Genomic DNA, 26,092 nt, shown 5'->3' on the forward strand with positions numbered 1-26,092 from the left:
GAAGCTGCCGAGGCAGATCAAGGCGCTCGTGATGTGTTGGAAGGAGCTGGCCCGATGACGCCGGACGAAGCCGCCTTGCTCGGTGCGCAATGCGATGCGATCCGCGGCATTATCGTCAGGGCGCTTTCCCAACTTGAGCCTTCACGCGTCGAGCTGAGTCGACTCCTTGAGCTGATCCCGGACAAGGAATGCCCGGGCGCCCTGCGCATCCGCCTGATGCTCATGGAGCTTCGCGCCGTAGCCGCGGAGACCATCGTGCAGGGCGTGGCGCAGCATGCCGCCGCCCTCAGCTCGGCAGGCACGGCAGCCGCCAGCAAGTCAGCCGGATCGGGCGCGCAGGTTCTGCCATTCCGTCCCTTCCTCGTGCCGGCCTCTGTAACCCCCAGCCAGTCCGAGATATCGGAAACGAGGCCCGGCGCGTGATGCAGGTAATTTCCGCCGCGCAGCACCAGAGGCCAGTTGCGCGCCTGGTCGTGGTGCGGAACGGCAGGCCGTTGCCACATGGCGAGTTGAGTGCATTGCGCCGACCCAGGCAGGTGGTCACCGTCGCCGATGACGTCACGCGCTGCGTAGGGCCGTCCGGCTTCAGTGGCGCACTCGATCTTGTGCACTGGGCCAGCGCGGTGGTGGTGACGACGCACATTGGCACCGATGCCGACCGCGCGCTGATTGTAGCGCAGGCGCGCCGGCGCCCGCGGGTCCTGGTCGTGATGACGCGCCCGGAACAGGTGCAGTCCTGGCACGACTACGTAAACGGCCGGTTTCCGCGCAAGCCGATCACCCTCCGCACCTGCTCCGCAGTGGGTGCCGATTCAGCGAAGACGTGAGCGAAGGAGAAGGTGATGCTCGACGTAGACCGGCTGGCCACGGAAATGGTCAATGGCTGTCAGATACTGCTCGAGAAGCAGATGGGCCCGCTTCGCGAGCAGATGGCCGCCGCCGAGGCACGCATGACCAGATTAGAAGAAGACCAACTCCGGTTCTCGGGTACGTGGCAGGCATCCGCGAAGTATCGACGTGGCGACCTGGTGACCCATCAGGGAGGACTCTGGTTCTGCTGCGCCGCCAGCGAAGGCACGAGGCCCGGCGAGGCGTCCGGCGGCTGGCAGTTGGCCGTCAAGCGCGGCGCAGCCGAATGACCGATACGGCGGCAATGATCGCGCAAGTCAGGCAGCGGTCGAAATCCGCAGCCTTGGATCATCTCCCCGCCCTGCAGCGTTGGAGCGCCACAACGGTAGGCATCCTGCACAACGGGCTGCAAACAGTCGTGCAGGCATACAGCGGGGATCGAATTTCCGACACCTACGCAAGCCCCTCGGTCCGCTCCCTGCTGGGTTGCCTGCTGGATGCGGCCGACCTTCAAGCTGAAATCGCTCAGCGGATCGACGCGGAGACGAGCGCGCTTGCCGCGGCTTCGGTTGGCCTCATTGCGGCGGAGGCCGATTGCCGACGCAGCCGGCGCTCCGAGACCGCCTCGTGGCCAGACGAGCAGCAAAACGAAGCGGCGTTGCAGGCCTACTTCACGGCCCTGCCGCAGTTGCCCGCACAAGCCGCGATGCCGGGCACTCTCGGCGGCTTGGTTGAGGCAGCCGATGAGGCGGCGCGCTCGCTGCTGCGCCGCCGCCTCAACAGCCGCCTGGTCGCCCGCCAAGCCCCAGCCGAGCCGCCCATTCTGGTGCGGTTGCATGGCGGCATCGGCCCCGCCGCGTTCTCCGCCGCGACGATTGAGGCGATCCTTGATCGTCATCCAGGCCGAGCCATCGTGCTTGACATCGATTCACTGGGCGGTTCGGTGGCCGAGGAAGACGGCATCTGCGCCGCCATTGCGGCCCACCCGGCAAGGGTTGAAGCCTACGTTTCGGGACGCTGCGCAAGCGCCGCCACGCTCGTGCTCCTCGCGTGCTATCCGCGCTCCTGCGCTGCAGAGGCCACGTTCATGGTCCATCATCCAGCGACGGAGACCGCGCTGGTAGGCGCGCGCATGGATGCCGCGTGGCTACGACGGCAGGCGGAGCGCCTTGACGATGGTCAGGCGCACGCGCTGATCACCTACGCGACCGAAACCCAGACGCCTCCGGCGATGCTGCGCCTATGGCAGCGGCGCGGCGAGGACTTTTGCTTCAGCGCCGTGGAAGCGAGGCGTTGGGGCTGGGTTCAGCGCATTGGGGATCGTCCGCACGCGATCGAGGAGCCAACTGCATGACCGAGTTTGAAGCCCGTCAGGCCGAGGCCGACAGCGACCGCGCGGCGGAGGACCGCATCCGGGTGCTTTATGCCGAGTACATCGCCGCCGTTGCGCGGATCCGGAAAGAGCGGGCAGACGCGAAGGAGGCGGCCCACTCCGGCGCGCGTGGCTGCGGCCACGGACACTGAGCGCCTCGGGGGCGATGATCGGCTCGGACGTTCGGCTCAGGCTGGCCGACAGCCATCGGCGCAGCCCGGGCGGGCCAGGCCACATCGGCAGGACTGCCCGCCAGTCCAGATGCGTCGAGCAACGCACCGGGGGGGGTGTCCAAGTCCTGAGACGCCGCAGCGCCGGGACCGCACCCACTCCCATTCACAGAATTTTCCGGGCTGTTTGATTTGCGACCCTTTGATTTCGGATAGGACAGAAGTCATGCCACGCGGTGGTGCGCGTCCGGGTGCCGGTCGCCCGAGGAAGTTCGAAATCACAGGCTGGGCGCGGGCTGCTCCGGCGGCGCCGGCAATGGGCGCCAAGCGGAGAATTCATGCGGGCGATGCCGTCGGCGGAGGCGCCGGAAGGGGGCCGGATCCCGGGGCCACGGCCGGTAGCCCCACCGCATCTGGTCAGCAATCCGCAGCGCCGCCGCCCGCCTCCATTGGCACTGACGATCCGCCGGCGCCCCGGCTCCAGGCCGAAGGGTGATGCTGCGCCGCAGACGCAGGGCCATGCCTCCGGCCGCCAAGTCGCGCCGCCAGCCGCCGAATCGCGCCTCCGCCGGATCAGGGCTCGCGCGATTCAGCCGAAACGAAACGCAACTGGTTTCGGCGCCGAAGGATATTCTATGCCTTGGGGGTAGGGGGAGGGGTAGGTTTGCCGCGATGCCTCGAAAGGCCCGGATTTCCTGGCGTCATGGCGGATGGAGTGGGATTCGAACCCACGGTGGGCGTAAACCCACGGCGGTTTTCAAGACCGCTGCAATCGACCGCTCTGCCACCCATCCGTCCAGTGTCTTGAAGCGCTTAAGACTGGAACTTCTGCGCTTGCGACACTGTGCCGACCTTTAGACCGGGCGGGTGTTTCTGCGCCATGCATGGCGGAAAACCTAGTCCGGCAGGCTAGCCAGCCAGCTGCACTATATCTCTGTCGCCGTCGCAGAGGAATGTCCCAGCCTGCAATCCCATGGCCAGGGCCAAGGGCCGGCTTCCGAGGCGCATGTCACGGTTGAGCGGATAGGCCAGCACGGCAGCCAGAAGGCGAAGCCTGGCCGGGGCCCCAGCAGCAGGCTGCACCGGAATATGGGCCGGTCGCGCCGCTGGTCTGGCCCTCCGGCGGGCCTGGCGGCGGGGCGCGTCGCTTGCGGCGCGCCCCGCGCGCTATCCGCTCAACTCAGCGTAAGGCCAGCACGGTTCGCCACGTCAACCCAGCGTGCCATGTCCAGCTCGATGGAGCGCTTCAGGCTGTCGCCGATCTCGTATTGCGGCTCGAAGCCGCGCAGCCCCATCTCGGCGACCAGCGCCTCATCCTCCAGCGCCACCTTCACCATCTGCTCAAGCCGGCGCTTAAGCTCCGCGGAGGCGCCGATCGGCGTGCACAGCGAATAGGTGAGCTCGGCGCCATAGCCGGGCAGGAATTCACCGACCGTCGGCAGGTCGGGCAGCATCCGCGACCGCTGTGCCGAGGCCGTCGCCAGGGCGCGCAGCTTGCCGTCCTGGATCAGCGGCAGCACCGCGCTCATCGAGCCGAACATCATCTGTACCTCGTTGCCGAGGATGCCGACCACGGAAGGCCCGGTGCCGCGGTAATGGACGTTCTCGATCCGCGTCCCCGCCATCAGGTCGAACATCACCGCCGCCAGATGCTGGGACGCCAGCGGGCCGGAGGTGCCGTGGTTCACCTTGCCCGGATTCGCCTTCACATAGGCGATGAACTCCGGGACCGTGCGCGCGGGGATGGTCTGGTTGACCACCAGGATGTTGTGCGTCGCCGCGACGCGGACGACGTGGTCCACCACGCTGCGAGGGTCGAAATTGTCGCGCAGGATCGACACGGTGCCGTTGAACAGCAGCGTATAGCCATCCGGCGGCGCCTGCCCGACCGCGCGGGTGCCGATCATGCCGCCGGCGCCGCCCCGGTTCTCGATGACGACGGCCTGGCCGAGGATCTGCGCGAACTTGTTGCCGAGGATGCGGCCCGCGATGTCGGTGCCGCCGCCGGGCGGGTAGGGGATCACCAGCCGGACCGGCCGCGACGGCCAGGTCTCGGCGATGGCCGGGGCGGCCAGCGCCAGGCCCGCGGTGGCGGCGAAAAGGGCTCTTCTCTGGATCATGTCTCGGTTCCTCCCGAAGGTGATCCGGACGGGTTGGTCCCGTTCCGGCGATTGGTGGTCGGCGAGCACCGCCTGTCAGGCGGCGGGCCCTCGCCTTGGCTTGGTCGCGACGACGCCGGCCTGCTCCAGCGCGGCGATCTCCGCCTCCTGCAATCCGGCTTCGGCCAGCACCGCGTGGTTGTCGGCACCAAGTCCGCTGGTGCCGGCAGTGATGCGCGGTGGGTTGCTGGCGAAGCGGAAGGGCAGCCCCTTGGCCGGCACGCCCTGCGGGTCGCGCAGGATGGCGGTGCCGGCGGTGAAGTCGGCGGCATGGGCGAGGGCGCTGGCATCGCGCACCGGCACGCTGCCGCCCGACCACTCGGCCCGCAGCCCATCCTGCCGCGCCACCACCTGTTGCGCCGGGTCCCGCGGGTCGTGATTGCCCCGGCGCGTGCTGGCCGCGCCGGCCGCGGCGGCGACCAGTTCCTCGCCCAGCAGGAAGGAGGTCAGCTCGCGCTGCGACAGGTCCAGATGCGCGCCTTCGCCGGTGGCGTCGCGCTGCATCAGCGCGGCGACGACGGCGCCGGCGGCGAACAGGCAGACCACCTGGTCGGGATAGTTGATGTTGCGCCCGGTGATCACCGGCTCGCCCGCCGCATCCCCGGTCAGGGCGGCGAGGCCGCTGGTCCCTTCCAGCGTCGAGCCGAAGGACACCAGGTCGCGATCCGGCCCATCCTCGCCCTGCGAGGAAATGCTGACGATGACCAGGCGCGGGAAGCGCTGCCGCAGCAGGGCCGGCGCCAATTCGAAGCCGGCCAGAATGCCGCGCCGGAAGTTCTCCACCAGCACATCCGCGCCTTCCAGGATACGCAGCAGCACCGCCGCGCCGCGCGGGTCCTTCAGGTCGAGGCAGACGGACCGCTTGCCGCGATTGGTGAAATTGTAGAAGGGCGAGCGGTTCCACCAATCGGTGGCGGCCTCCGCGCCCACCCAGTCGCGGAAGGGATCCAGCGCATTCGGGCCCTCGACCTTCACCACCTCGGCGCCGAGGTCGAGCAGCAAAGTCGAGCTGGCCGCGCCGGCCGTGAGCCAGCCGAGATCGACCACCCGGATGCCGGCGAGGGGTAGCGGATCATGCATCGCGTCATGCATCGGCCGGAAGCTCCTGTTCGGCGCGGCGCCAATCCGGCCGTGCGCCATCCACCAGCAGGGGCAGTCGGGGGGCGCCGTCGCGGGCCAGGAAGTGTCGTGCGGCATATTGCCGGTCCGCCAGCAATTCGGTGGGCGACAGCACCGGGCCGATCGGGATGCGGCGCGCCTGCGCGGCAGCGGTGATCTCGGCGCGGCTGCGGGCGACGAACCAGGGGCGCAGGATGTCGTCCAGCGCATCCAGGTTCTGGCCGCGCGTCTTCTGCGTGGCGAAGTCGGCATGGGACAGGCGCGGATCGCCGACCATGTCGCGCAGCGCCGGCCAATCCTTCGCCATATAGACCAGGCAGACATGGCCATCGGCGGCCGGCAGCGTATGCCAGCCGCCACGCTGCTCCCGCGACGCCGCGGCATCGCCCAGCAGCAGCACGGAGGCTGCGGCCTTCCAGTTCAGCCAGCAGGCCACGTCGAACAGCGAGACATCGACGGTGTCCGGCCGCCCGGCTCGCAGCCCGGCGGCCAGCGCGGTGAAGGCCGAAAGCCCCGCCGCATAGGCGCCCTGATGCCCGCCGAGGCGCACCGGCACGCCCTGCCGCGGCTGCACCGCCGCCAGGATGCCGGACAGCCCGAGCAGGCCAAGCTCGCTCATCGGCGGGTCGTCGCCGGCGCCGAAGACGCTGAGCCGCACCTTCAAGGGCGCTGCGACGCCTTCGAGCGCCAGGCTGTCGCCGATCGCGGCGTCGAAGCGCATCTCGCACGGCGCCGCGGCGCTGCGCCCGGCCAGAAGGAAGCGCGCCAGGCCGCTGCTGCCATCCGGCAGCAGCGGCGGCAGCATCGCCAGAGGGTCCGCGCCCTCGGCCGGCGCACGCACCACCTCCGCGCCGAAATCCGCGGCCAGCCGCGCGGCCATCGCCACCGCCAGCGCGTGCGGCAATTGCGCGGCCCGGGCCGACAGGTCCAGCACGCGGCGGCCGGCGAAGGGTCCTGGCTTGTCCATGTGATCCTCCCGGATGCGCCACCCGCCGGCTATCCGCGGCAGGGTGGCGTGGCGGGCCGCCGGCGGGCGGCCCGGCGTGTTCAGGCGCCCTGGCCGGGGTTCTTGATCCCGGCCGCGAAGCGCGCATTGCCCTCGGCCTGCGCCGTGGTCTGCGCCCGGATGGTAAGGTTCACCATCTGGCCGTGGTCCATGGCTTCCTGCCAGTCGGTGATGAAGGCGGGGATGCGGTCCAGCGCCTTCTTGCTTTCGGCCAGCGCCACGCCGTCGAAGCGGGCGACCTGCGCCGCGATCTCCGCCGCGCGCGGCAGCAGCGCCTCCGGCGCCACCACCTCCGTCACCATGCCCCAGCGTTCCGCCGTGGCGCCGTCGATGCGGTTGGTGGTCAGCACCAGCCAGGCGGCACGCTTGCGGCTGACGCCGGAAAGCTGGATCGCCGGGCCGGCCATGCCGGGATAGGTGGCGAAGCCCATCTCCGGGCAGCCGATGCTGGCCTCCGTGCTGGCGATGGCGATGTCGCAGACATTCAGCAGCGTGGCGCCGCCGCCCAGCGCCAGGCCGTTCACCGCGGCGATGAAGATCGCCGGATGCGCGCGGATCGCCATGTTCACGGCGATCCATTCATCGCCCGCGCCCTCGATGCCGGCGGCGCGGTCGGCCTCGCGTTCCTTCAGGTCCATGCCGGCGCAGAAGGCGGTGCCGGTGCCGGTGAGCACGATGGCGCGCACCTCGCCGCGCAACGCCGCGAAGGCGGCCAGCAGGCCCTGCCGGCTGGCGCGGTCCATGGCGTTGCGCTTGGCCGCGCGATCGATGCGGATCTCCGCCCAGCCATCATGCCGGGTGACCAGGATCGGGCCGCTCATGCGGCGGCACCCACGGGGGCTTCCACGGACGCTTCCATGGGGGGCGCTTCCACGGGACCGAATTGCGGCAGCAGGAAACCCTCCGGCCCACCGGGGAAGCGCACTTCCAGGCGCATGCCGATGCGCGCGTCGGCGGCCGTCATGCCGTCCAGGTTGGTCAGCAGGAACGGACCCTCATCCAGCTTCACCATGACGACCGGGTAGGGCATCTCGTCCTTCATCCCGGCGAAGTAGTTCTGGTGGAACACGACGAAGGACCACAGCTCGCCCTGGCCGGATGCCTCGGTCCATTCCCATTCCGGCCGGCCGGTGAAGGGCGAGACGGGGGCAGGGGGGAAGAAGCAGCGGCCGGTCGCGGTGCAGCGCTGCAGGATCAGCCGGCGCTCGCCGCAGGCTTGCCAGAACGGCCGGTTCCAGTTGTCGACGACCGGTGCGGGGCGGGTCGCGAGGCTCATGCATCCCTCCTCAGGATCAGGCTCTGCGCGATGTTGGTGGCGCAGATGTATTGCATCGCCTGGGCATTCGGGATCTGCCGGTCGCCGCAATCGTCGCGCAGCTGGCGCACGCATTCGGCGATGATGCCCCAGCCCTGCATGTAGCTGTCGGACAGATGTCCGCCGGAGGTATTGGTCGGCCAGCGCCCGGTTCCGAGTTGCAGCGTGCCATCCCGGACGAAATCGCCGCCCTCGCCAGGTTTGCAGAAGCCGAGCCCCTCCAGGCTGAACAGCACGGTGGGCGAGAAATTGTCGTAGATGCCGAGACCCTGGATATCCTCCCGCCCGATGCCGGCGCGGTCGTAGACGCTCTGGCAAGCGCCCAGCGTCGGCTGCCAGAAATCATCCGGCGGCGCGCTGCCGTAATGGAAGGCGTCCTGCCGCGCATAGCCGGACAGCAGCACGGGCGGTCGCTTCATGTCCCGCGCGCGCTCCGCGCTGGTCAGGATCCAGGCGACGGCGCCATCGTTGATCAGGCAATAGTCGAGCAGCTTCAGCGGCTCGCAGATCGGCCGCGCGCGGGCGTGGTCGTCGCGCGTGATCGGCCGGCCATGCATCACCGCATCCGGGTTCAGGCAGGCATGGTGGCGGAAGGCCTCCGCCACCCAGCCGAGATCGGCATGCGTGGTGCCGTACTGGTGCATGTGGCGCTGCCACATCATGGCGTGGATCGCACCCGGGCTGGTCATGCCCCAGGGGCTCCACTGGCTGTCGCCGCCGCCATACATCATGCGGACGGAGCGGCCATTGTTGCCGTAGACCAGCGCGATGGTCTTCGCCGCGCCCGTGGCGATGGCCTGCGCCGCCAGCGCCAGCGACACTCCGGAGAACCGGCCGGGCGCCTCCGTCAGCAGGCAGTATTGCGGGTTGATGCCCATCATCTCGGCGAAGCGTTCGTAGGACGGCATGCGATTGACGATCAGGCCATCGATATCGCCCGGCTTCAGCCCGGCATCGTCGAGCGCAGCGTTCAGCGCCTCGCAGCCCAGGCCGTAGGAATCGGTCTCGGGGAAGTTGCCGTAGCGCGTGGTGCCTATGCCGGCGAAGGCCACGGTGTCGCGCATCGCCCAGGGCTGCTGCAGGCCGGGCGCCTTGAGGCCCGGCGTGTCGGTGCTCGGCGCAAAATCAGCCGGCATGGTGTTTCCTCATGATCTGTCGTTTCTCCCGTCCATGATGCTGCGCCGGCGCGGTGCCGCGCCGACAGAGCCTAATGTCTCAGCCTAGACCAACCCCTGGTTTGGCTCAGGCGCCAGCCGGCCGAGCCGGTCGCGCGCCGCGGCGGCCTCGTCCATCAGGCGGTCCATGATCGCGCCGATCGGCTCCACGCGATCGATGAAGCAGGCGGCTGCACCCATCGAGAGCATCCCGCGCTCCACATCGCCGTCGCGGTAGCAGGCGTCGCGGCTTAGGCTGCCGGCCAGCAGGTCGGCGAAATCCGCGTGTTCCGTCAGCCCCGCCGCCTCTCGCCGCCGCACCTCGCGCAGCGTGGCATTGTCCAGGACCCGCCAGGCGCCGCCGAGCGCGGGCTTGCCGGCGAAGGCGACGGCGCTGTCCGCCTCCCCGGCCGCGACCAGCCGCGCCTTGTAGGCGGGGTGGGCGCTGACCTCTGTGCCGGCCAGGAAGCGGGTGCCGATCACCACCGCATCGGCACCGACCGCCAGCGCCGCCAACACCTGGCCGCCGGTGCCGATGCCGCCGCCGATGGCGAAGGGGATGCGCAGGCGGCCGGCGGCGATGGCGCCGCCGAGCGTCGCCGGCATGTCCGTGTTGATGCCGGGGTGGCCGCCGCATTCCATGCCCACCAGCGCCACCGCATGCACGCCCAGCCGTTCCGCGCTCAGCGCATGTCGGATGGTCGGCACCTTGTGGATGACGATGCCACCGGCATCGCGGATCCTGCGGATCAGATCATCCGCCGGCGCCCGGCCCGCGGTCTCGAAATGCCGCACGCCCGCCGCCAGCGCGGCGTCCAGGTAGTCCATCAGTGGCACGGCGGTATGGCGGGAGGTGGAGAGGTTGACGCCGAAGGGCAGGCCGCCAGCCAACTCCCGGCAGCGTTGCAACTGCCCCCGGAAGGCCGGCAGGTCGGCGGAGGAGCGGGAGGTGATGAAGCCCATGCCCCCGGCCCGGACCACGGCCGCGACATAGGGCGCATCGGCCAGCCACATCAGCCCGCCGGCCAGGACCGGGTGGCGGATGCCGAACAGCTCGGTGATCGCGGTGCTGAACAGCGGCGCGCGCTGCCCCGGCGGCCTGGCGGGCCCGTCATGCATGGCTGGTTTCCTCCGCCCGGCAGCATGGGCCCGCCGCCGCGCGGCCGACAGGCGCGCAGTTTGACGGCTAGGCCAAGCCAGGATTAGGCTGCGGCATGACAAGCCGGCTGCCGCCGCTGGACGACCTGCACGCCTTTTCGCTGGTCGCGGAGACGGTGAGCCTGACGCGGGCGGCGGCCCGGCTGAATGTCAGCCAGCCTGCCATCAGCAAGCGCATCCAGTCGCTGGAGGCGCGCCTCGGCGTTGCGCTGGTGGCGCGCCGTGCCAACCGCATCGTGCTGACCGAAGCCGGCGCCCGCTATGCCAGCGCCCTGGCGGAGGGGTTCTCGCTGCTGCAGGGCGCGACGGAGGCCCTGCTGCGGCCGCCCGCCGGGTCGCTAAGGGTGCGCGCCTACACCACCTGGGCGCTGCGCTGGCTGATCCCGCGCCTGCCGAACTACTACCGGCTGCAATCCGACCATTCGGTGGAGGTCACCACCTCCCTCCTGCCGGTCGATTTCGCCAGCGACCCGGTGGATGTCGCGGTGCGCATGGGCGCGGCCTCCAGCCCGGTGCCCGGGGCGACGCGGCTGCAGCGCTACACCGTTTCGCCCTTCGGTTCGCCCGCGGTGGCGGCGGCGCTGGGCGGGCGGTTCGGGGAGGCGACCCTGCTGCTCAGCCTGGCGCGGCCACGCGACTGGGCAAGCTGGGGCGCCGCCAGTGGCACCGCGCTGCCCAGCCGCACCGTCGCCTTCGAGAGTACGAGCCTGGCGATCCAGGCCGCGATCGAGGGCATCGGCCTGGTCATCGCGGCCCCCATGCTGGTCGAGGAGGATGTGCGCGAGGGCCGGCTGGTGGCCCTGGCCGACACGCCGGTGGCGACCGAGGATTACTACTGGCTGCTGCTGCCGCCCGGGCGGGTCAGGCCGGAGGCGGTGATGTTCTCCGGCTGGCTGCTGCACGAGATGAGCCTGCAGGCAGCGGCCAGCCCAGGCGCCTGAGCCGGATGGCGGCGCGGCGATCAGACCGGCGACTGCTGCGGCATGACGGATTTCCAGACCTCCACCTCGGCTCTCATCATCTCGGCAAATTCGGCCGGCGTGCCGAATTGTGCCGTGACACCAAGGCTGACGAAGCGTTCGATGACCGCCGGGTCGCGAAGAATGGCGTGGAACTCGCGGTTGAGGCGATCGACGATCACGGGTGGCAATTGCCGCGGCCCGATGATGCCGTTGAAGCTGGTGTGCACATAGCCAAGCCCGGCCTCGGTCGCGCTGCGCAGATGCGGCAGGATGGATGATCGGTGCCGCCCGGTCGTGACCAGCGGCCGCACGGTGCCGGACTGGATGAGCGGCAGCGTCGGGCCGATGACATCGATGCCGGCATCGACCGTGCCGTTGAACACGGCGGCCAGCAGGTCGGGCGTGGTGCGGAAGGAAACCGGCTCGATCGACATCGGGCCCTGGACGCGCAGCTTGTCCACCCGCGGCGTGCCGACCCCGCCCACGGTGAGGAAGCCCGGCCGCGCGCGGTCGGCCGCGACCATGTCCTCGATGGTCTGGAACGGCGAGTTCGGCCCGACCACGATGACATGGTCGAAATAGCCGCACTGGGTGATGAAGGCGAAATCAGTCAGCGGGCGATAGGGAAGGTTCGGCGCCACGAAAGGCGAGATGGCGAGCGTCTCCGCCGACAGCATGATGGTGTGGCCGTCGGGCGCCGCCTGTGCGGTGGCCGCGGCGGCGACGATGCTGCCCGCACCCGGCCTGTTCTCCACCACGACAGGCTGGCCCAGCGCCTCGGAAAGCTTCGGTGCCATGAGCCGCGCCATGATGTCCGCGACGCCGCCGGCCGCGAAGCCGACGATGATCCTGATGGGCCGGCTGGGCCAGGCGGTGTCCCGTGCCTGGGCATTCGCGCGCATCGCCGGGGCCAGCATGAGCCCAGCCGCAAGGCTCGCCATTCGACGCCTGTACATTTCGACGGTTCCTTCCTCGGGGTTCCGGCCTTCAGCGGCCGATTATCCTGTTGTGTTATCCAAGCTGGGGCATTGATCGCCGCTTGCTGGGTCAGGCCGTACCGGTCAGGCCGTTGCGGTCTGCCCGCCGGATCCAGCGGCCGGCTCAAGGCCGAGCAGCGTCGCGGCGTTGGTCGCGACGAGCTTGCGAAGATCCGGCTTGGACACCTGCTGGTCGAGCAGCATCCGGACCATGCCGCGGAATCCTTCCAACGGTCGCGGCGCGTTCTGCTGGCCCAGATCGGACGACAGGATCGTGCGATCGACGCCCGCGACCTCGATCATGTGCAGCATGTCCGCGGCGGTGAACCGCGCCTTGCCGCCGATCCACATGCAGATCGAGTGCTCGATATAGGCGCCGATCCCGACCAGCGCCCGGATGTCATCATCGGTGCAGCCGATGAGGTAGCCCGGATGGTTGACCAGCAGGCGGTTCACGCCACGGCGCTTCGCCTCCTCGAAGACCTTGATCAGCTCGGCCGCATCCAGGTGACCACCCGCCAGGATCGCATCGGCTTCCGCCACGAGATCCAGCACCTGCTTGGTCGCATCGCTCACCTGGCCATTCGCGTCGGTGGCGCGCAGCGGGATGGCATCGAGCATCTTGCGCGCGGTCTTCGGAAAGGTGCTGGCATGGCCGAGCATCTGGTCGATGTGATTGGCCGCCGAGAGCGTCGGCAACCAGACGATCCTGGCGCCGATCGCCAGTGCATGGTCCACCGCATGCGGGTTGATGCCGCCCGAGGCGTTGTTGAGCGCGATGCCGGAGAACAGCTTCACGCCCAGTTCGGGAAACAGCTTCTCGAGGATCGCCGCATGGGCGACGCCGAGATAGAAGTGGTCCTTGTACAGCAGCGCGCGAAATCCGGCCGCAGCGCAATCCAGCAGCGCCTCATGATGATCCAGGATGCGCGGCATGGCGGCCGGGCCGCTGTGGCAGTGCAGGTCGACGGCGCCGACCAGCAACTCCGCGATCTCGGCGTCGCGTTCGACGGAGGGCGTGCTCATCATGCTGTTCCTTTCAGGGTTCTCGGTAGCGGTGCCGCCGCGCCATCCGGGCATCCGCAGGCGCTAAGCGCGCCGTCGATGCTGCGCGGGCTTGACCGCGGGCCGTGGCCGTCGCGTGCTTCGCCGAGCATCCGCGCGCGCTGCATTGAGCGTACCTCTCCCTTCGCAGCGCCCGAGCTGGCGATGCCGGAGGAGATTATCGCGACGTCCGGGAGCGGGGCGGAATGAACTGCGCCATTTCATCAGGTGAAACGCAGTCGGCGCCGGGGCCGGCGCGCAGGATGGCAAGCTGCCGTTCCGTCGCCCGCACGGCCGCCCGCAACGCGGGCAGGATCTCGTCCCGCAACGTCGCCTCCGGCACTGCCGAACGGTAGAAGCCGATCCCGATCGTTGCGACGACGCGACCCCGCTCCCGGATCGGCATGGCGACGGTATTGGAGTTGCGCGGCTCGACCTGCGGGTCGCGTTCCGCGAAGCCCTCCCGACGCACCGTCGCGATGATCGATCGGGCTGTTGCCATCAGGTCGGGTGGATGATCCTCGCCGGGCGGCCGCGCGGCCACCATGCGCAGCAGGGCCTGGCGCTCCTGCGCCGGACAGAAGGCGAGGTAGGCGCGGCCAAGCCCGCGTCCCAGCAGGCTCAGGCGCAGCCCGACCGTGGAGTGGATGGGGGCCATGTGGCTGTCGGGAATGGTGCTGAAGCAGATCACCACGGCGTCCTGCTCGGGCACCGCCACGGCGGCCGGCCATTTCAGCTGCTGCGTCAGGCGGATCGCGGAGGGCCGCGCGGCCTCGACGACCAGCGGCCCGCCATGGAAGCCGGCACTGAGATTGGTCACCAGGGAGGTGACCTGATAGCCGTCCAGCCGCGCACCGCTGGCGACGTATCCGGCGGCGACCAGCGTCTCGAGCAGCCGGACCAGGGTCGGCTTTGGCAGCCCGGTGGCGCGGTGCAATTCGGCGATGCTGACACTGCGCCGGCGATTCACCTCCTCCAGCACATTGAGGGCGCGCAGCACGGATTGCACGGCTTTGTAGGAGGGCATGGCCGGCATGCTCGATCCGCCATCAATCCTCCGCAAGATGCGCCGGGGCGTCCGATGTGGCGGAGCAGGCCGGCCCGGCGCGCCGACCGCTGCGCCAAATCACTCGACCGGCGACAGGCCATCCACCAGGCCCAGCACCGCGTCGATGTGGCTGGGCCAGTCCGGCGCTTCCCATCCCGTAATCCGCCGCAGCTGTGCCGCGCGCCGGGGCGCCGTGGGGCTGGCATAGTCCTCGACCGCCCGCTGCCACGCCAGCAGGTCCAGCGGGTCGAGGAACTCAGGCGCCTGGCCGCCGATCTCCCGGTGCGCGGCGATGTCGCTGCAGAGCACCGGCGTGCCGCGCGCCAGGGCCTCGGCAACGGGCAGGCCGAAACCCTCGATGAAGGAGGGCATGAGCAGGGCGCGCGCATGGTCCATCAGCCCGGCCACCACGCCATCCGAAACCCGGCCCATCTCCAGCACATGCGGGCGCAGGCGGTCGCAGCGGTCCAGCAGGTCCAGCACCTGTTCATTGTCCCAGCCGCGATTGCCGACGATGACCAGCTTCGGCACCGGCCCTGGCGTAGCCTCCGCCAGCCTGCGCCACAGATGCAGCAGCATCAGGTGGTTCTTGCGCGGCTCGATGGTGCCTAGGCAGAGGAAGAATGGCGTGTCGCCCAGGCCGGTTGGCAGCGGCGCGGCGCGGCGGGGCGCAACGCCGAGGGGGGCGGCCAGCAGCGGCAGGCCGGGCGGCAGCAGGGGTCGCAGCAGCGCCGCGGTGGCCGTGGAATTGGCAATCACGGCGCTGGCATGCCGGCTGATGGTCCGCATCCGCCGCCGATGCCGCACCGTCTCGGCGGTAGCCACATATTCCGGCCAGTCCAGCGGAATCAGATCATGCACCAGCGGAACCAGCCGCGCGCCGCTGCGCCGCAGCAGGCAGGCCACCGCCTCGGTATGCGCCATGGGATGGTGTGAGACATTGAGATAGACCGGCGCGGGCGCGCCTTGTGCCAGCGCCGGTGGCGCGCGCCAATGCGCCAGGCTGCCGGCGAACAGGGCCAGCGCCTGCGGCGCCAGGCGGGGCAGGGTGCCGGCCTGCCATGCCGGCCCAACGGCGCGCACCAGCGCCGAGGTGCGCGCATGCGGTAGCAGGCCGAAGCCGCCACGATAGTCGAAGGCGATGAAGCGGAGCCGGTCCCCGGCCTCCATCAGCAGATGCTCGGCATAGGCAAGCTCGACCCGATCCACACCGGTCAGGGTGCCGCGGAACACGCGCCAGAGCAGGCGCGACAGATCCAGCCAGATCGGCGCCGCGCCATCTGCCCGCGGCCGCGGGCGGGGCGGGACGCGCAGGACAAGGCTTCCGCGCGGCCGAGCCGGTGTATCCAGAAGTTGCAGCGCCGGGACGGTCATGCCGCTTCCCCGCATCCCATCCGCGGACGATCCACATCAAAAAAGGTACGATGCAGGTTGTGGAAGACGAATGAAGCCGCGCTCTGGTTGTACATGACCGTGTCCACACTCTTGCAAAGCGTTGACGCAAAGGTGTATCGATCTACCCTGAGTTGCTGAACAAACGCAAACAGGAACGCACCGGCTGTGCATATCGGATCAAAAACCGGTCCCTCGGGTCATCGCATGGGGCATCGGCCGCGCCTGGCGATCGTCAGCACCTATGACGAGCTTTGCGGAATCGCAGGATATACCAGGGCCTTGGAGCAGCAGCTGTGTGGCACTATGGAGGTTCAGGTCTTCGACCTGGACCAGTACCTGCTGCGGAGCACGCATCGGCGCGTACAGGCGCTGGCCGATGCGCATATCCAAAATATCGCTCGAAAGATCGCAAAATTCGATAGCGTCAATATCCAGCTCGAGCACGGCACGCTCGGCCGGACATCATCCCAGATTGCGCGACGTTTCCGTATCCTGACACGTGCGGCGCCAAGCCTGTCCGTCACCTTCCACACCATCCTGGACGAGGCGGCGGTTCCCTTTGCCCAGATCTGGCAGCAGGCCCGGCGCCTGCGGCTCGGTGCCGCGACGCTGGCGCTGCTCGACAGCATCCGCAGCAGGCGGCTGTCGCAGGGCATCTATGCGGAGTTGCGTCGCCAGCAGCGCCGCAAGCCCGTGCATGTCATCACCCACACGCGGCGGGACATGCGCCTGCTGCGGGATGTGCACCGGCTGGCGGATGTCCACCACCACCCGCTGTCCTTCGTGGCGCCGGAAACCGCGGCCGCGATCCGTGAAAGCGCGACGCGCGATGCGTTTCCCATGATGAAGCGCCTGCCGCCCGGCGCGAAGCTGATCGGCACCTTCGGCTTCCTGTCGCCCTACAAGGGCTTCGAGACGGCGGTGGAGGCGCTGCGCTACCTGCCGGAGGACCACCATCTGCTGGTCTTCGGCGGCATCCACCCGCAGGCCATCGCCCGCAACCAGCCGCGCGATGCCTACATCACCAAGCTGCTTGCCGAAGGCCGCATCGGCCAGAGCGTGATCGACACGCTGCGCGGCGATGGCGGCAATACCAGCCTGGCGCTGGATGGCTCCGCCGCACAGTTGCTGGCGCGCCACCCGCAGGATCTGCACGACCGGCTGCACTTCATGGGCGTGCTGGACGACGCGCAGTTCATGACCGCGATGGCGCTGTGCGACACGGTAGTGCTGCCTTATCTCGAGGTCGGCCAATCCAGCAGCGGGCCGATTGCGATGGCGCTGGAGATGGGCTGCCGGGTCATCGCCTCCCGCACCCGCGCCTTTCTGCAATTCGCCCGCTACCACCCCGACCGCGTCGAGTTCTTCGATATCGGCAATTTCGCCGAGCTGGCGCGACGGATCGAGGCCGGCTCGCCCCCGGCACCCGCCGATCGGCGGCTGACGCATGACACCGCGACGAATGCCGCGCTGTATCTGCGCGTCAGCCTGCCGCCCGGCATGGCGCCACCCATGGCACCACCGGCCGAAGCCCCGGTAGGCCGGGATTGCGCGACTCAGCCGCTCACCCAAGCGGCGCCACCCGCCGCGGTCCACTTCTAGCGGGGAGGAGCAGGCATGGCGGCGGAGCAAAATGCTCGGCGGCCTCTCGCGGCGATTGGCGCCGCGATCGAGGCCGGAGTGCCAGAACAGGCGGCGCGGCTGTACGAGGCCTGGGAGACGCCGGAGCCGGCCGCGGCCTTGCTTGCGCTGCTGCTGCTGGACCGTCGCGCGGCGCTGGCCGAGATGTTGCCGGCCGCCGACCAGCCTGGGCTGGAGGCTGCGCTGCGCGAGCTCGGGCTGCCGGTCGGCGGGCCGGGGCCGGATCTGGTGGCCGCATTGCTCGGTGCCGCGCACGACCCGGCGGATGAGGTGCCACGCGTGCATTTCGCCTCTCTCGTGCTGGTCGCCGGCCGGCACCGGCTGGCGGAGGCGCTGCTGCTGCCCGCCTGGCAGGGCCAGGCCAGCAGCGCCATGGTCGCCCGCGCGCTGTCCGGCACCTGGATGTTGCTGGGGCGGGAGGCGCAGGCGCTGGAGGCCGCGCGCATCGCCGCCGAGGCCGCACCGCAGGCGCCGGAGCCGATGGAGCATCTCTCCGGCCTGTTGCTGCGCGCCGGCCAGCCGGGCGCCGCGCTGCTCGCCGCCGGGCGCGCCATCGGCGCGGAGCCGCAATCGCACCAGGGCTGGCGACTGGCCTCCACCGGGCTGCTCGACCTCGGCCAGACGGCGGAGGCGATCACTGCGGCGAACCGGGCGGCGCGGCTTTCCGCGCTGCACGCGCCGCATGCCGAACAGATCCGCACCGCGCATGCGGCGGAGCTTCCGGCGGCGCGGCCCGGCGATGCGGCCGTCGCCCGCCCTGCGGTGCCGGCTGGCTGGGCGCGGCTGCCCGAGCATATCGTACCACCACCGCCACCGCCGCTCGGACGAGCCTTGGCCTCCCGCGCCCGCATCGTCGATGCGCTGCTGCTGCGCGAGACGCGGACGATGTTCAGCCACAGCCGCCTCGGCTACGCCTGGGCGCTGGTCGAGCCGCTGTCGCATGTGCTGCTGCTGAGCGCGGTGTTCCTGTTCCTCGGCCATGACAGCCAGCCGCCGATCGGCGACACCATGCTGACCTTCTACATGACCGGCGTGCTGTCCTTCCTGTTCTTCGCGCATATGACGGAACGCGCGATGGACCTGCCGGCGACCAGCCGGACGCTGCTGCTGGTGCCGGCGGTCGGGCTGTTCGACATACTCGCGGCGAAATCGGTGCTGTCGGCGGTGACGGACCTGGTCGTCGCCGCCATCACCTTCCTGCTGCTGATCGCAATGGGCGTGGGCAAGCTGCCGGATGATCCGGCGGCGATGGTCGCCTGCTACCTGGTGCTGTTCCTGCTGTCCTTCGGCATCGCCTGCGTGAACATGGTCGTCTCCAGCTTCACCTCGGCCTGGGACAAGCTGTGGCCCACCATGCTGCGCGTGCAGTACTTCACCTGCGGCGTCTTCTACCACCCGCTCGACATGCCGGAGGACATCCGCAACCTGATCCTGCTGAACCCGCTGGTGCATGTCACCGAATGGATGCGTCAGGGTTATTTCCACGGCTACGAGAGCCCGTTCCTCGACATTCCCTACCTGTTCCAGTGGACCATCGGCAGCCTGCTGGCCGGCACCGCGCTGTTCGCGGCGACAGCGCGCCAGATGCGGCGGCCCGCCTGATGGTGCTGCTCGACGGCGTCAGCAAATTCTACCGGACGGCGGATGGTGGCCGGCGCGCGATCCTGCGCGATGCGACCATCGCCTTTCCGGCCGGGCTGAAGGTCGGCGTGCTGGGCCCGAACGGCGCCGGCAAATCCACCCTGCTGCGGCTGATCGCGGGGACGGAGCCGCCGGATGCCGGGCGCATCCACCGGCACGGCCGCGTCAGCTTCCCGATGGGCTTCGCCGGCACCTTCCACCCGCAGCTCAGCGGGCGGGAGAACCTGCACTTCCTGGCGCGCATCTACGGGCTGGATGCGGCGGCAATGGTGCGCGCCGTCGCCGATTTCACCGAGATGGCGGCGGAGCTGGACGCACCGCTGGAGCACTATTCCTCCGGCATGGCGGCGAAGTTCGCCTTTGGCGCCTCGCTCGCCATCGATTTCGACGTGTACCTGGTGGATGAGATCACGGAGGTTGGCGATGCGCGTTTCCGCGCCCGGTCCGTCGCCGCGTTCCGCGACCGGCTGCGTCATGCCTCGCTGATCCTCGTCTCCCACAACAGCCACACCATCCGCAGCCTGTGCGACTGCTGCGCGATCCTGTCGGGCGGCGAGCTGATCGCCTTCGACACGGTGGATGAGGCGCTGGAGCGATATTCCGAACTGATGGGGGTGGCCGATGCTTGAGACGGTGCGGCGATCGGCGCCGGTGGCCGAGATGGTGCGCGCGGCGGAGCGGGAGCGCCCCTCAACGCCGCCGCGTCCGCAGCCGAAGCTAGCGCGAAAGCCCGCGCGGCCGGGTCTGTGGCTCGGCTTCGTGCTGATGGTGCTGCTGCCGACCATCGGCTTCGGCACCTGGCAGGTGCATGGCGCGGCGGACCAGTTCGCGGTGGATATCCGCTTCGCCGTGCGGCCGGCGGACCCGTCACGTGCGGCGCTGCCGGCTGGCATGCTGGCGGGCGCGGCGGCCGGCAGCACGGATGCCTATGCGGTGGTGCAGCATCTGCAGAGCCGCGCCGCCATCCTGGCCGTGGCGCTGCATGCCGATGTGCGCGGCATCCTCGGCCGGGCGGAGGCGGACCCCTTCGCGCGGCTCGACCCGGCGGCGCCGATCGAGGCGGCGCTGCGCGCCTGGCGACGCCAGGTGCAGCCCTATTACGACCGCGCCAGCGGCATCGTCACGGTCGAGGTGCGCGCCTTCACGGCGGCCGATGCGCTGGCGCTGGCGCAGGCGGTGGAGGCGGCGTCGGAGGCGCTGGTGAACGGCATGTCCGAACGCAGCCGGGGGGAGATGATGGCCGCGGCGGAGCGTGATGTGGCGTTGGCAGAGCGCCGCTTTTCCGCCGCGCGCAGCGCCGTGCAGGCCTTCCGTGACCGCAGCCAGGAAGTCGATCCGCGGCGCGACGCGCAGGCCTATTCGGAACATCTGGTGCGGCTGCGCTCGGAGCTGATCGCCATGAACGGGCAGCTCGCCACGCTGCGCACGGTGATGAGCGACACGGCGACGCCGGTGCTGCAACTGCTCGGCAATATCCGCAGCACGGAGCAGCAGGTGGCCGCGGTGCAGGCGCGGCTGACCGAGCACAACCCGGGCACGCGCACGCTCAGCCACAGCATCGGCGGCTTCGAGGCGGTGGAGACGGAGGCGATCTTCGCCCAGCGCGCCTATGAGGCCGCGATGGGCGCGCTGGAACGCGCCCGTACCGAAGCCTCGCGCCAGCAGGTCTACCTCGCGCCCGTGGTGCGGCCGGTGGCGCCGGAGCGCGCGATCTACCCGATGCGGGTCACCAATACGCTGACCGTCTTCGCCGGCGCATTGCTGGCGTGGTTCGTCGGCCTCATCGCCTTGCGGGCACTCAGGGAACATCTGGCATGAGCTACCTCGATCGAAGCAGTCCGGCCTTCGCCGAACTGGGCCACAGGGGGCGGCGCGTGCTGCCGCTGGGGCCGGGCGAATTGCTGGTGGAGGCCGCCTGGGGCGGCTTCATGGTGGTGCCGGCCTTCAACCTCGACGTCGCCATCGGCGTGACGCGCGATGGGGTGCATGAGGCCTGGACCACGCGGCTGGTGCAGGAATTGCTCCGGCCGGGCGATACCTACCTGAATGCCGGCGCCAATTTCGGCTATTTTGTCTGCCTCGCCGGACGGCTGGTGGGGGCGGAAGGGCATGTCATCGGCGTCGAGCCGAACCCGCATATCCTGCCCTTCCTGATGAAGTCGCTCTACTGGAACGGCAGCATCGGCAATACCGAGATCGTCGCCCGCGCGCTGGCGGAGGTGCCGGGCGAGGACATCGAGTTCCACTTCGACCCGCAATATCTCGGCGGCGGCGCGGTGCGCAGCATGCCGCAAGGCGTGCCGCCCTCCGAAGGTGCGCGCGGCGGCTTCGCGGATGCGCTGTGGTCGCCCGCCAGCGTCATGCAGTTGCAGGACGGGGAGGGGCGCTGGATCAAGGGCATGGGGCTGATGCTGCCCTTCACCGCGCGCACCACCACCATCGACACTGTGCTGGCGCATCTGGCGCTGCCGAAGCTGGACCTGCTGCACCTGGACATCGAGGGGTCCGAGCCCTTCGCGCTGCTCGGTGCGCTGGAGACGCTGCGGGCCTCGCCACGGCTGAAGCTGATCACCGAATGGTCGTTCGGGCATTACCGCCTGGGTTCGCCAAAGCTGCGTGCCGCCTTCGATGCGGTGTGGGGGCATCTGGCGGCGCTCGGCTACGGCGTGCGGCTGGTGCAGCCGATGCTCGCCTCCGATGGCGGCATCCATGTCTCGCCGCGGCTGAGCCACGACACGATGACCGAGACCGCGCCGCACGGCGACTACGTCTGGATCAAGACCGAGGAGGACCCCTTCCGATGAACGCCCCGATCACCACGCTGCGTGCCCAGGACGGGCTGACCAGCGAAACCTCCCTGCGCGCGCCCGGATGGGCCGCCGGGATGCGGCTGGCGTTCCTGCACATTCCGAAGACCGCCGGCACCGCCTTCGGCGCGGCATTGGCGCAGCGTTTCGCGGAACATGAGATCGCCAGTACGCTTCGCATGGCATTGACCAGCGGTGCGGCGGACCCGCTGCTGACGCAGGTGGTGCCGGCCTATCGCGCGCTGGGTATCGGCAGCCATCTCGACCAGGACAAGCTCGATGCCATCGCCGCCGCCCTGCCGCCCGGCCAGCGGCTGTTCACTGTCACCGTGCTGCGGGAACCGCGGGAAAGGCTGATCAGCCAGTACCGCCATTGGCGCCGCAGCCTGGATTCCAGCATGGCGGACCTGCCGCAGGCGCACCGCGACGCCTTCCTCGCCGCCCGCAGCCTTACGCTCGGTGAGTTCCTGGAGGCGGCGATCCCCTTCGCCGAACCGCATTTCCGCAACGCCCAGGCCCGCATGCTGTGCGGCCATGGCAGCAGCGAGATGATGGATGAGGCGACGCTGCTGCAGACGGCGCTGGCCAACCTGGCAAGCTACGACGTGGTCGCCACGACGGAGACCCTGGATGACGGGATGGCCCGCATCGCCGAGGCCTTCGGCTGGTCGCCGCCGGATTCCGTCCGTCCGCTGAACGTCGCCCCCGGCGAACCGCTCGCCACGCTGGCGCCGGAGGTGGAGGCGCTGATCGAGGACCATATCCGCGTTGACCGGAAGCTGTGGGAGGCGGCACAGGAGATCATGGCCGCGCCGCCGGTGCCGCGCGCCGGACGCAGCTACTACGGCCCATCCCCCGCGCTGGTCGCCACCCTGCTGGAAGGCGGCCGCACCCGCTTCGGCATGGAGGCCGCGCTGGATGGGGTGGGCTGGCATGTGCGGGAAGGGGCGGGGGCGACGCTGTCCCGCTGGACCGGCCCTGGCCGCCGCGCCACCATCCGCCTGCGGGCGCCGCAGCTCCGGCAGCTGGAACTCGGCATAAGCCTGGTCTCGGTGCTGGATTGGGCGATGGTCGACCAGGTGGCGCTGACGCTGGATGGCGTGAAGCCCAGCGCCCCGCCGATGGTGGATCACGGCCAGGGTCAGCCGCTGCTGCGCGCGCGCTTCGACCTGCCGGATGCCGGCGACGGGCTGCGCGACCTGGTGGTGGAGGTACCCTTCACCCGTTCGCACCATGATGTGGACCCCGAGATCAACGACAAGCGCCAGAAGGGGCTGGCGATCGGTGAGATCACCCTGTCCGCGCTGCCCGAGGCCGCGAGCGGCCCGGCGACGCTGGGTGCGCTGTTCTGGCCGGGCGAAAGCTGGGCCGATGTGCCGCCGGTGGCGCTGATGGATCATGTGCCACACCACCCGCCGGAGCCATCCCTGCCGCCGGCCCACCGCAACCTGACGCTCGACCTGCCGATCCTGCGTGGTCTGCTGGAGCTGGTGCGCCCGGACCATGTCTGGGCCGCAGCCGGACGCAGCTTCCTCGAGGAGCTGGGGCGCGGCCAGCCGCTGGCACTGCCGGCGCCGGGCGGGCGGCTCGCCATGGTCGCCACCCTGTTCGAGATTCCGGGCCGCGGCGCGCCGATGGCGGCGCTGGCCCGGCGCTTCCCGCAGGCGGTGCTGCTGCTGCACTGCGCCGAGGATTTCCGGCTGCGGGAGGTGCTGGCCAACCCGCTGCTGGCGCCGCATCTGCACCTGATCGGCTGCACCAACGGCATTCTCGTCGCCAATCTCGCGGCGATGCGCCTTGAGGGTGGGGCAGAACGGGTGGAAACCTTCATGCTGGTGCTGGAGCGCATCGCCACCACGATGCCGGAGAATCTGGCGACGCAGCTTCCCGATTTCGGCCCGGCCTATGTTCTGCAGCAGCTCGACGCGACCTTGAGCGGCCTTGAGGCGCTGCTGGAGGGCAGTGCCAGCCCACGGCAGAAGCTGGCGACGCTGATGCTGGAAGCGGCACCACCGCCGCCCCTGGCCGGTGGCATGGAAGCCCGGGTCCGGCGAATGCTCGAACGGCAGGATACCCCTCTCAGCCTGGTGGATCCGGCGCTGACCGGCCGGCTGCTGGCGCTGGCCCAGCAGCTTGGCGCGGCCGAGGGGGCTCCGGCGCAATGGCAGGCGGCGGTGGTCGCCCATGAATGCGCCTTCCGCATCACCTCCCTGATCGCCGGCTGGGTCCGCTTCGACCTCGCGGCCAACCGCACCGCCGGGCTGGCGATGCGGCTGCGGCCGGAGGCGCCGCGGCCGCCGCTTTATCCCAAGCCGGCCAAGCCGTTCCGCGAATATATCGACTTCTACCGCGGTGAGGCCCGTGCCATGGCGGCGCAGAAGCCGGCGCCCGACCTGGTCACCCGGCTCGACGCCATGCGCGGCGGGCTGGACCATGTGACGCGGCTGAACCAGGCGGCACGGGAGATCGAGCTTGCGTTGCGGCTGCTCGGCGACCGGCATCCGGGGGAGGAGATTCTCTGGGTGGATGCCGGCTGTTCCTATGGCGTCATCATGAACGCCGTGCAGCCGCCGCAGAACATCGCCGGGCGGTGCAGCTTCCTCGGCTTCGACTTCAACCCGCCGGCCATCGACATCGCCCGCATCGTCGCCGGCAATCTCGGCAATGCCCATTGCCGGTTCGAGGTGGGGGATGTGGCGGAGGCGCAAAGCCTGGCAGCCGGGCGGCGGATCCACCTGATCACCGCCTTCGAGGTGCTGGAACATTGCCCCGATCCGCTGGCGGTGCTGACGGATTACCGGGCGATGAACCCCGGCATGCTGGTGATCGGGTCTCCACTGGCCGAACAGCAGGCGATCTTCCCGGCGGAACAGCACATCTGGGCCTTCAACGCCCGCGGCTTCTCCGCCCTGGCGGAAGCCGCCGGGTTCAGCGTGATCGGCCTGAACCAGCGCCAGGTCGGTGCCTTCGTCGGCGGGCATGACTGGGTGACCGTGACCGCGACCACGAGCAGCCCGGCCTCGCTGCACATGGTCTGACGCGCGATGCCGATCTCGTGACAGCCTCATCCCGAAGCTGTTGCGCCTTCGTTGCGGGTGGCGGCGTTGCCTGCGCCACCCGTAATGGATAGACCGCGGCATGCACAAAGCCACCCTGCTGCTGACGCTGCTCCTCGCGCCCCTGCCAACGCTGGGCCAGAGTGTTCTCCCCTCCTTGCCCGACGCGCTGACACCGACCGTGGGCGAGGTGACGCCGCCGCCGCCCGACCCCTTGGGGGGCTGGACCTTCAACTACGAGAACGACACGCTCGGCGGCACGGACCAGAACTATTCCAGTGGTTTGCAGATCGCCTGGCGCTCCCCCTCCGCCGATCTGCCGAGCCCGCTGCGGTGGCTGAACGAGCAGGCCACCCGGCTGCTTGGCCCCGGCCAGGTCCGCTGGGGCGCCGGGCTGGTGCAGGCGATCTATACGCCGCAGGACACGCAGCTCCGCACCCCGGACCCGCGGGACCGGCCCTATGCCGGTCATCTGTATGGCGCACTGGTGTTGCAGCGCGACACCGGCTCCGCCCTCAGCACGCTGGAATTCCAGGCCGGCGTCGTCGGCCCGGCCGCGCTGGGTGAATTCGTGCAGAATTCGGTGCATGAGGCGATCCGCGTCGACACGACGAAGGGCTGGGACAGCCAGTTGAAGGACGAGCTGGCGCTGAACCTGGTGTTCGAGCGCACGCTGCGGACCGCGCCGCTGGAGCTGGGCGGGCTGCAGGCGGACATGCTGCCCTCCTTCACCGTCGCGCTCGGCAATGTCTCGACCTATGCCGGCGCCGGCCTGTCCTTCCGGCTGGGGCAGGGGCTGGAGGCGGATTACGGCGCGCCGCGCATCCGCCCGGCGCTGGTCGGCTCCGCCTTCTTCCAGCCGCGCGAGGAATTCGGCTGGTACGGCTTCATCGGCGGCCAGGGCCGCGCCGTGGCGCGCGACATCTTCCTCGACGGCAACACCTGGCAGGATGGCGGCCCCTCCGTCGACCGGCGGCCGCTGGTGGCCGATGTGACGGCGGGTGTCGTGGTGCATTGGCGGGGCCTGCGGCTGGCCTACAGCCATGTCTGGCGGACCGAGGAGTTCTACGGCCAGCGCGGCGGGCTGCAGAGCTTCGGCTCGGTGGGCTTCACCGCCCGCTTCTGAAAGACGGGTTGCGGCGTACCGCAACCCCTTACCGATTGCATCTGCAATCGATTGCGGGCAGAGTTTCCCGGCTGGCTCCCATGGCGGGGCGGC

24 protein-coding genes and 1 tRNA gene are annotated in these 26,092 nt (G+C 69.9%); 13 read left to right on the forward strand and 12 right to left on the reverse strand.

Annotated elements, in window-relative coordinates; translation table 11 throughout:
- Nucleotides 1–54: 54 nt before the first annotated feature.
- Genes HB662_RS19820 through HB662_RS19840 form a run of 5 tightly spaced genes read left to right on the forward strand, consistent with a single transcriptional unit; the run spans nt 55 to nt 2,373 of the window.
- The gene (locus tag HB662_RS19820; RefSeq protein ID WP_168051991.1) at nt 55–423 is read left to right on the forward strand and encodes a hypothetical protein; all 369 of its coding nucleotides are present in this window, start codon (nt 55–57) and stop codon (nt 421–423) included.
- Nucleotides 420–827, forward strand: a complete 408-nt coding sequence (locus HB662_RS19825) for a hypothetical protein (protein WP_168051993.1) — start codon at nt 420–422, stop codon at nt 825–827. The genes HB662_RS19820 and HB662_RS19825 overlap by 4 nt, the downstream gene beginning before the upstream one ends.
- A 15-nt stretch (nt 828–842) precedes the next feature.
- Nucleotides 843–1,139, forward strand: a complete 297-nt coding sequence (locus HB662_RS19830; protein ID WP_168051995.1) for a hypothetical protein — start codon at nt 843–845, stop codon at nt 1,137–1,139.
- Nucleotides 1,136–2,203: an ATP-dependent Clp protease proteolytic subunit gene (locus HB662_RS19835; RefSeq protein WP_168051997.1), complete on the forward strand. Its 1,068-nt coding sequence runs from the start codon at nt 1,136–1,138 to the stop codon at nt 2,201–2,203. The genes HB662_RS19830 and HB662_RS19835 overlap by 4 nt, the downstream gene beginning before the upstream one ends.
- On the forward strand, nt 2,200–2,373 hold the full coding sequence (locus HB662_RS19840) for a hypothetical protein (protein ID WP_168051999.1): 174 nt from the start codon (nt 2,200–2,202) through the stop codon (nt 2,371–2,373). The genes HB662_RS19835 and HB662_RS19840 overlap by 4 nt, the downstream gene beginning before the upstream one ends.
- 722 nt (nt 2,374–3,095) lie before the next feature.
- Here the strand turns inward: HB662_RS19840 and HB662_RS19845 are convergent.
- The 8 genes from HB662_RS19845 to HB662_RS19880 all read right to left on the reverse strand — a co-directional run bounded on the left by HB662_RS19845 (nt 3,096) and on the right by HB662_RS19880 (nt 10,263).
- Nucleotides 3,096–3,185, reverse strand: a tRNA-Ser gene (locus HB662_RS19845).
- Between the two features lie 381 nt (nt 3,186–3,566).
- Nucleotides 3,567–4,511 carry a Bug family tripartite tricarboxylate transporter substrate binding protein gene (locus tag HB662_RS19850; RefSeq protein ID WP_168052001.1) on the reverse strand — a complete coding sequence of 315 codons (945 nt, stop codon included), beginning with the start codon at nt 4,509–4,511 and terminating at the stop codon, nt 3,567–3,569.
- A gap of 75 nt (nt 4,512–4,586) precedes the next feature.
- Nucleotides 4,587–5,642, reverse strand: coding sequence for a CaiB/BaiF CoA transferase family protein (locus HB662_RS19855; RefSeq protein ID WP_168052003.1), 1,056 nt, complete (start codon nt 5,640–5,642; stop codon nt 4,587–4,589).
- Nucleotides 5,635–6,636, reverse strand: a complete 1,002-nt coding sequence (locus HB662_RS19860; RefSeq protein WP_168052005.1) for a CoA transferase — start codon at nt 6,634–6,636, stop codon at nt 5,635–5,637. The genes HB662_RS19855 and HB662_RS19860 overlap by 8 nt, the downstream gene beginning before the upstream one ends.
- Before the next feature lie 80 nt (nt 6,637–6,716).
- The gene (locus HB662_RS19865; RefSeq protein WP_168052007.1) at nt 6,717–7,496 is read right to left on the reverse strand and encodes an enoyl-CoA hydratase/isomerase family protein; all 780 of its coding nucleotides are present in this window, start codon (nt 7,494–7,496) and stop codon (nt 6,717–6,719) included.
- On the reverse strand, nt 7,493–7,951 hold the full coding sequence (locus HB662_RS19870) for a Zn-ribbon domain-containing OB-fold protein (RefSeq protein WP_168052009.1): 459 nt from the start codon (nt 7,949–7,951) through the stop codon (nt 7,493–7,495). The genes HB662_RS19865 and HB662_RS19870 overlap by 4 nt, the downstream gene beginning before the upstream one ends.
- Nucleotides 7,948–9,126, reverse strand: a complete 1,179-nt coding sequence (locus tag HB662_RS19875; protein WP_209443393.1) for a thiolase family protein — start codon at nt 9,124–9,126, stop codon at nt 7,948–7,950. The genes HB662_RS19870 and HB662_RS19875 overlap by 4 nt, the downstream gene beginning before the upstream one ends.
- A gap of 84 nt (nt 9,127–9,210) precedes the next feature.
- Nucleotides 9,211–10,263 (reverse strand): NAD(P)H-dependent flavin oxidoreductase, encoded by a 1,053-nt coding sequence (locus HB662_RS19880; protein ID WP_168052011.1) that lies wholly within the window; start codon nt 10,261–10,263, stop codon nt 9,211–9,213.
- Between the two features lie 95 nt (nt 10,264–10,358).
- Here HB662_RS19880 and HB662_RS19885 point away from each other — a divergent pair, with 95 nt between their 5' ends.
- Nucleotides 10,359–11,243: a LysR family transcriptional regulator gene (locus tag HB662_RS19885; RefSeq protein ID WP_168052013.1), complete on the forward strand. Its 885-nt coding sequence runs from the start codon at nt 10,359–10,361 to the stop codon at nt 11,241–11,243.
- Between the two features lie 20 nt (nt 11,244–11,263).
- On the opposite strand, the gene HB662_RS19890 is transcribed toward HB662_RS19885, so the two are convergent.
- The 4 genes from HB662_RS19890 to HB662_RS19905 form a co-directional block, all read right to left on the reverse strand.
- On the reverse strand, nt 11,264–12,220 hold the full coding sequence (locus HB662_RS19890; protein WP_168052015.1) for a Bug family tripartite tricarboxylate transporter substrate binding protein: 957 nt from the start codon (nt 12,218–12,220) through the stop codon (nt 11,264–11,266).
- 105 nt (nt 12,221–12,325) lie between these two features.
- A complete protein-coding gene (locus tag HB662_RS19895) occupies nt 12,326–13,267 on the reverse strand; it encodes a DUF6282 family protein (protein WP_209443394.1) in 942 nt (313 codons plus the stop codon).
- Between the two features lie 196 nt (nt 13,268–13,463).
- A complete protein-coding gene (locus HB662_RS19900) occupies nt 13,464–14,312 on the reverse strand; it encodes a DNA-binding transcriptional regulator (protein WP_168052019.1) in 849 nt (282 codons plus the stop codon).
- 99 nt (nt 14,313–14,411) lie between these two features.
- Entirely contained in the window at nt 14,412–15,707 is a 1,296-nt protein-coding gene (locus tag HB662_RS19905) for a glycosyltransferase family 4 protein (protein WP_168052021.1), read from the reverse strand.
- 300 nt (nt 15,708–16,007) lie between these two features.
- Between HB662_RS19905 and HB662_RS19910 the strand changes: the two genes are divergently transcribed.
- The 7 genes from HB662_RS19910 to HB662_RS19940 all read left to right on the forward strand — a co-directional run bounded on the left by HB662_RS19910 (nt 16,008) and on the right by HB662_RS19940 (nt 25,999).
- Nucleotides 16,008–17,330: a glycosyltransferase family protein gene (locus HB662_RS19910; RefSeq protein WP_168052023.1), complete on the forward strand. Its 1,323-nt coding sequence runs from the start codon at nt 16,008–16,010 to the stop codon at nt 17,328–17,330.
- 15 nt (nt 17,331–17,345) lie between these two features.
- Nucleotides 17,346–18,971, forward strand: a complete 1,626-nt coding sequence (locus HB662_RS19915; protein ID WP_168052025.1) for an ABC transporter permease — start codon at nt 17,346–17,348, stop codon at nt 18,969–18,971.
- The gene (locus tag HB662_RS19920; protein ID WP_168052027.1) at nt 18,971–19,639 is read left to right on the forward strand and encodes an ABC transporter ATP-binding protein; all 669 of its coding nucleotides are present in this window, start codon (nt 18,971–18,973) and stop codon (nt 19,637–19,639) included. The genes HB662_RS19915 and HB662_RS19920 overlap by 1 nt, the downstream gene beginning before the upstream one ends.
- Complete coding sequence (locus tag HB662_RS19925) at nt 19,632–20,828, forward strand: hypothetical protein (protein ID WP_168052029.1); 1,197 nt, start codon at nt 19,632–19,634, stop codon at nt 20,826–20,828. Before HB662_RS19920 ends, HB662_RS19925 begins: the two co-directional genes overlap by 8 nt.
- Nucleotides 20,825–21,814, forward strand: a complete 990-nt coding sequence (locus HB662_RS19930; RefSeq protein WP_168052031.1) for an FkbM family methyltransferase — start codon at nt 20,825–20,827, stop codon at nt 21,812–21,814. The genes HB662_RS19925 and HB662_RS19930 overlap by 4 nt, the downstream gene beginning before the upstream one ends.
- Nucleotides 21,811–24,855, forward strand: coding sequence for a methyltransferase domain-containing protein (locus HB662_RS19935; protein ID WP_168052032.1), 3,045 nt, complete (start codon nt 21,811–21,813; stop codon nt 24,853–24,855). The genes HB662_RS19930 and HB662_RS19935 overlap by 4 nt, the downstream gene beginning before the upstream one ends.
- A 100-nt stretch (nt 24,856–24,955) precedes the next feature.
- Nucleotides 24,956–25,999 carry a lipid A deacylase LpxR family protein gene (locus HB662_RS19940; protein WP_168052034.1) on the forward strand — a complete coding sequence of 348 codons (1,044 nt, stop codon included), beginning with the start codon at nt 24,956–24,958 and terminating at the stop codon, nt 25,997–25,999.
- Nucleotides 26,000–26,092 lie beyond the last annotated feature (93 nt).

Origin of the sequence: Falsiroseomonas frigidaquae, from assembly GCF_012163145.1 — a bacterium.
GTDB lineage: Bacteria > Pseudomonadota > Alphaproteobacteria > Acetobacterales > Acetobacteraceae > Falsiroseomonas > Falsiroseomonas frigidaquae.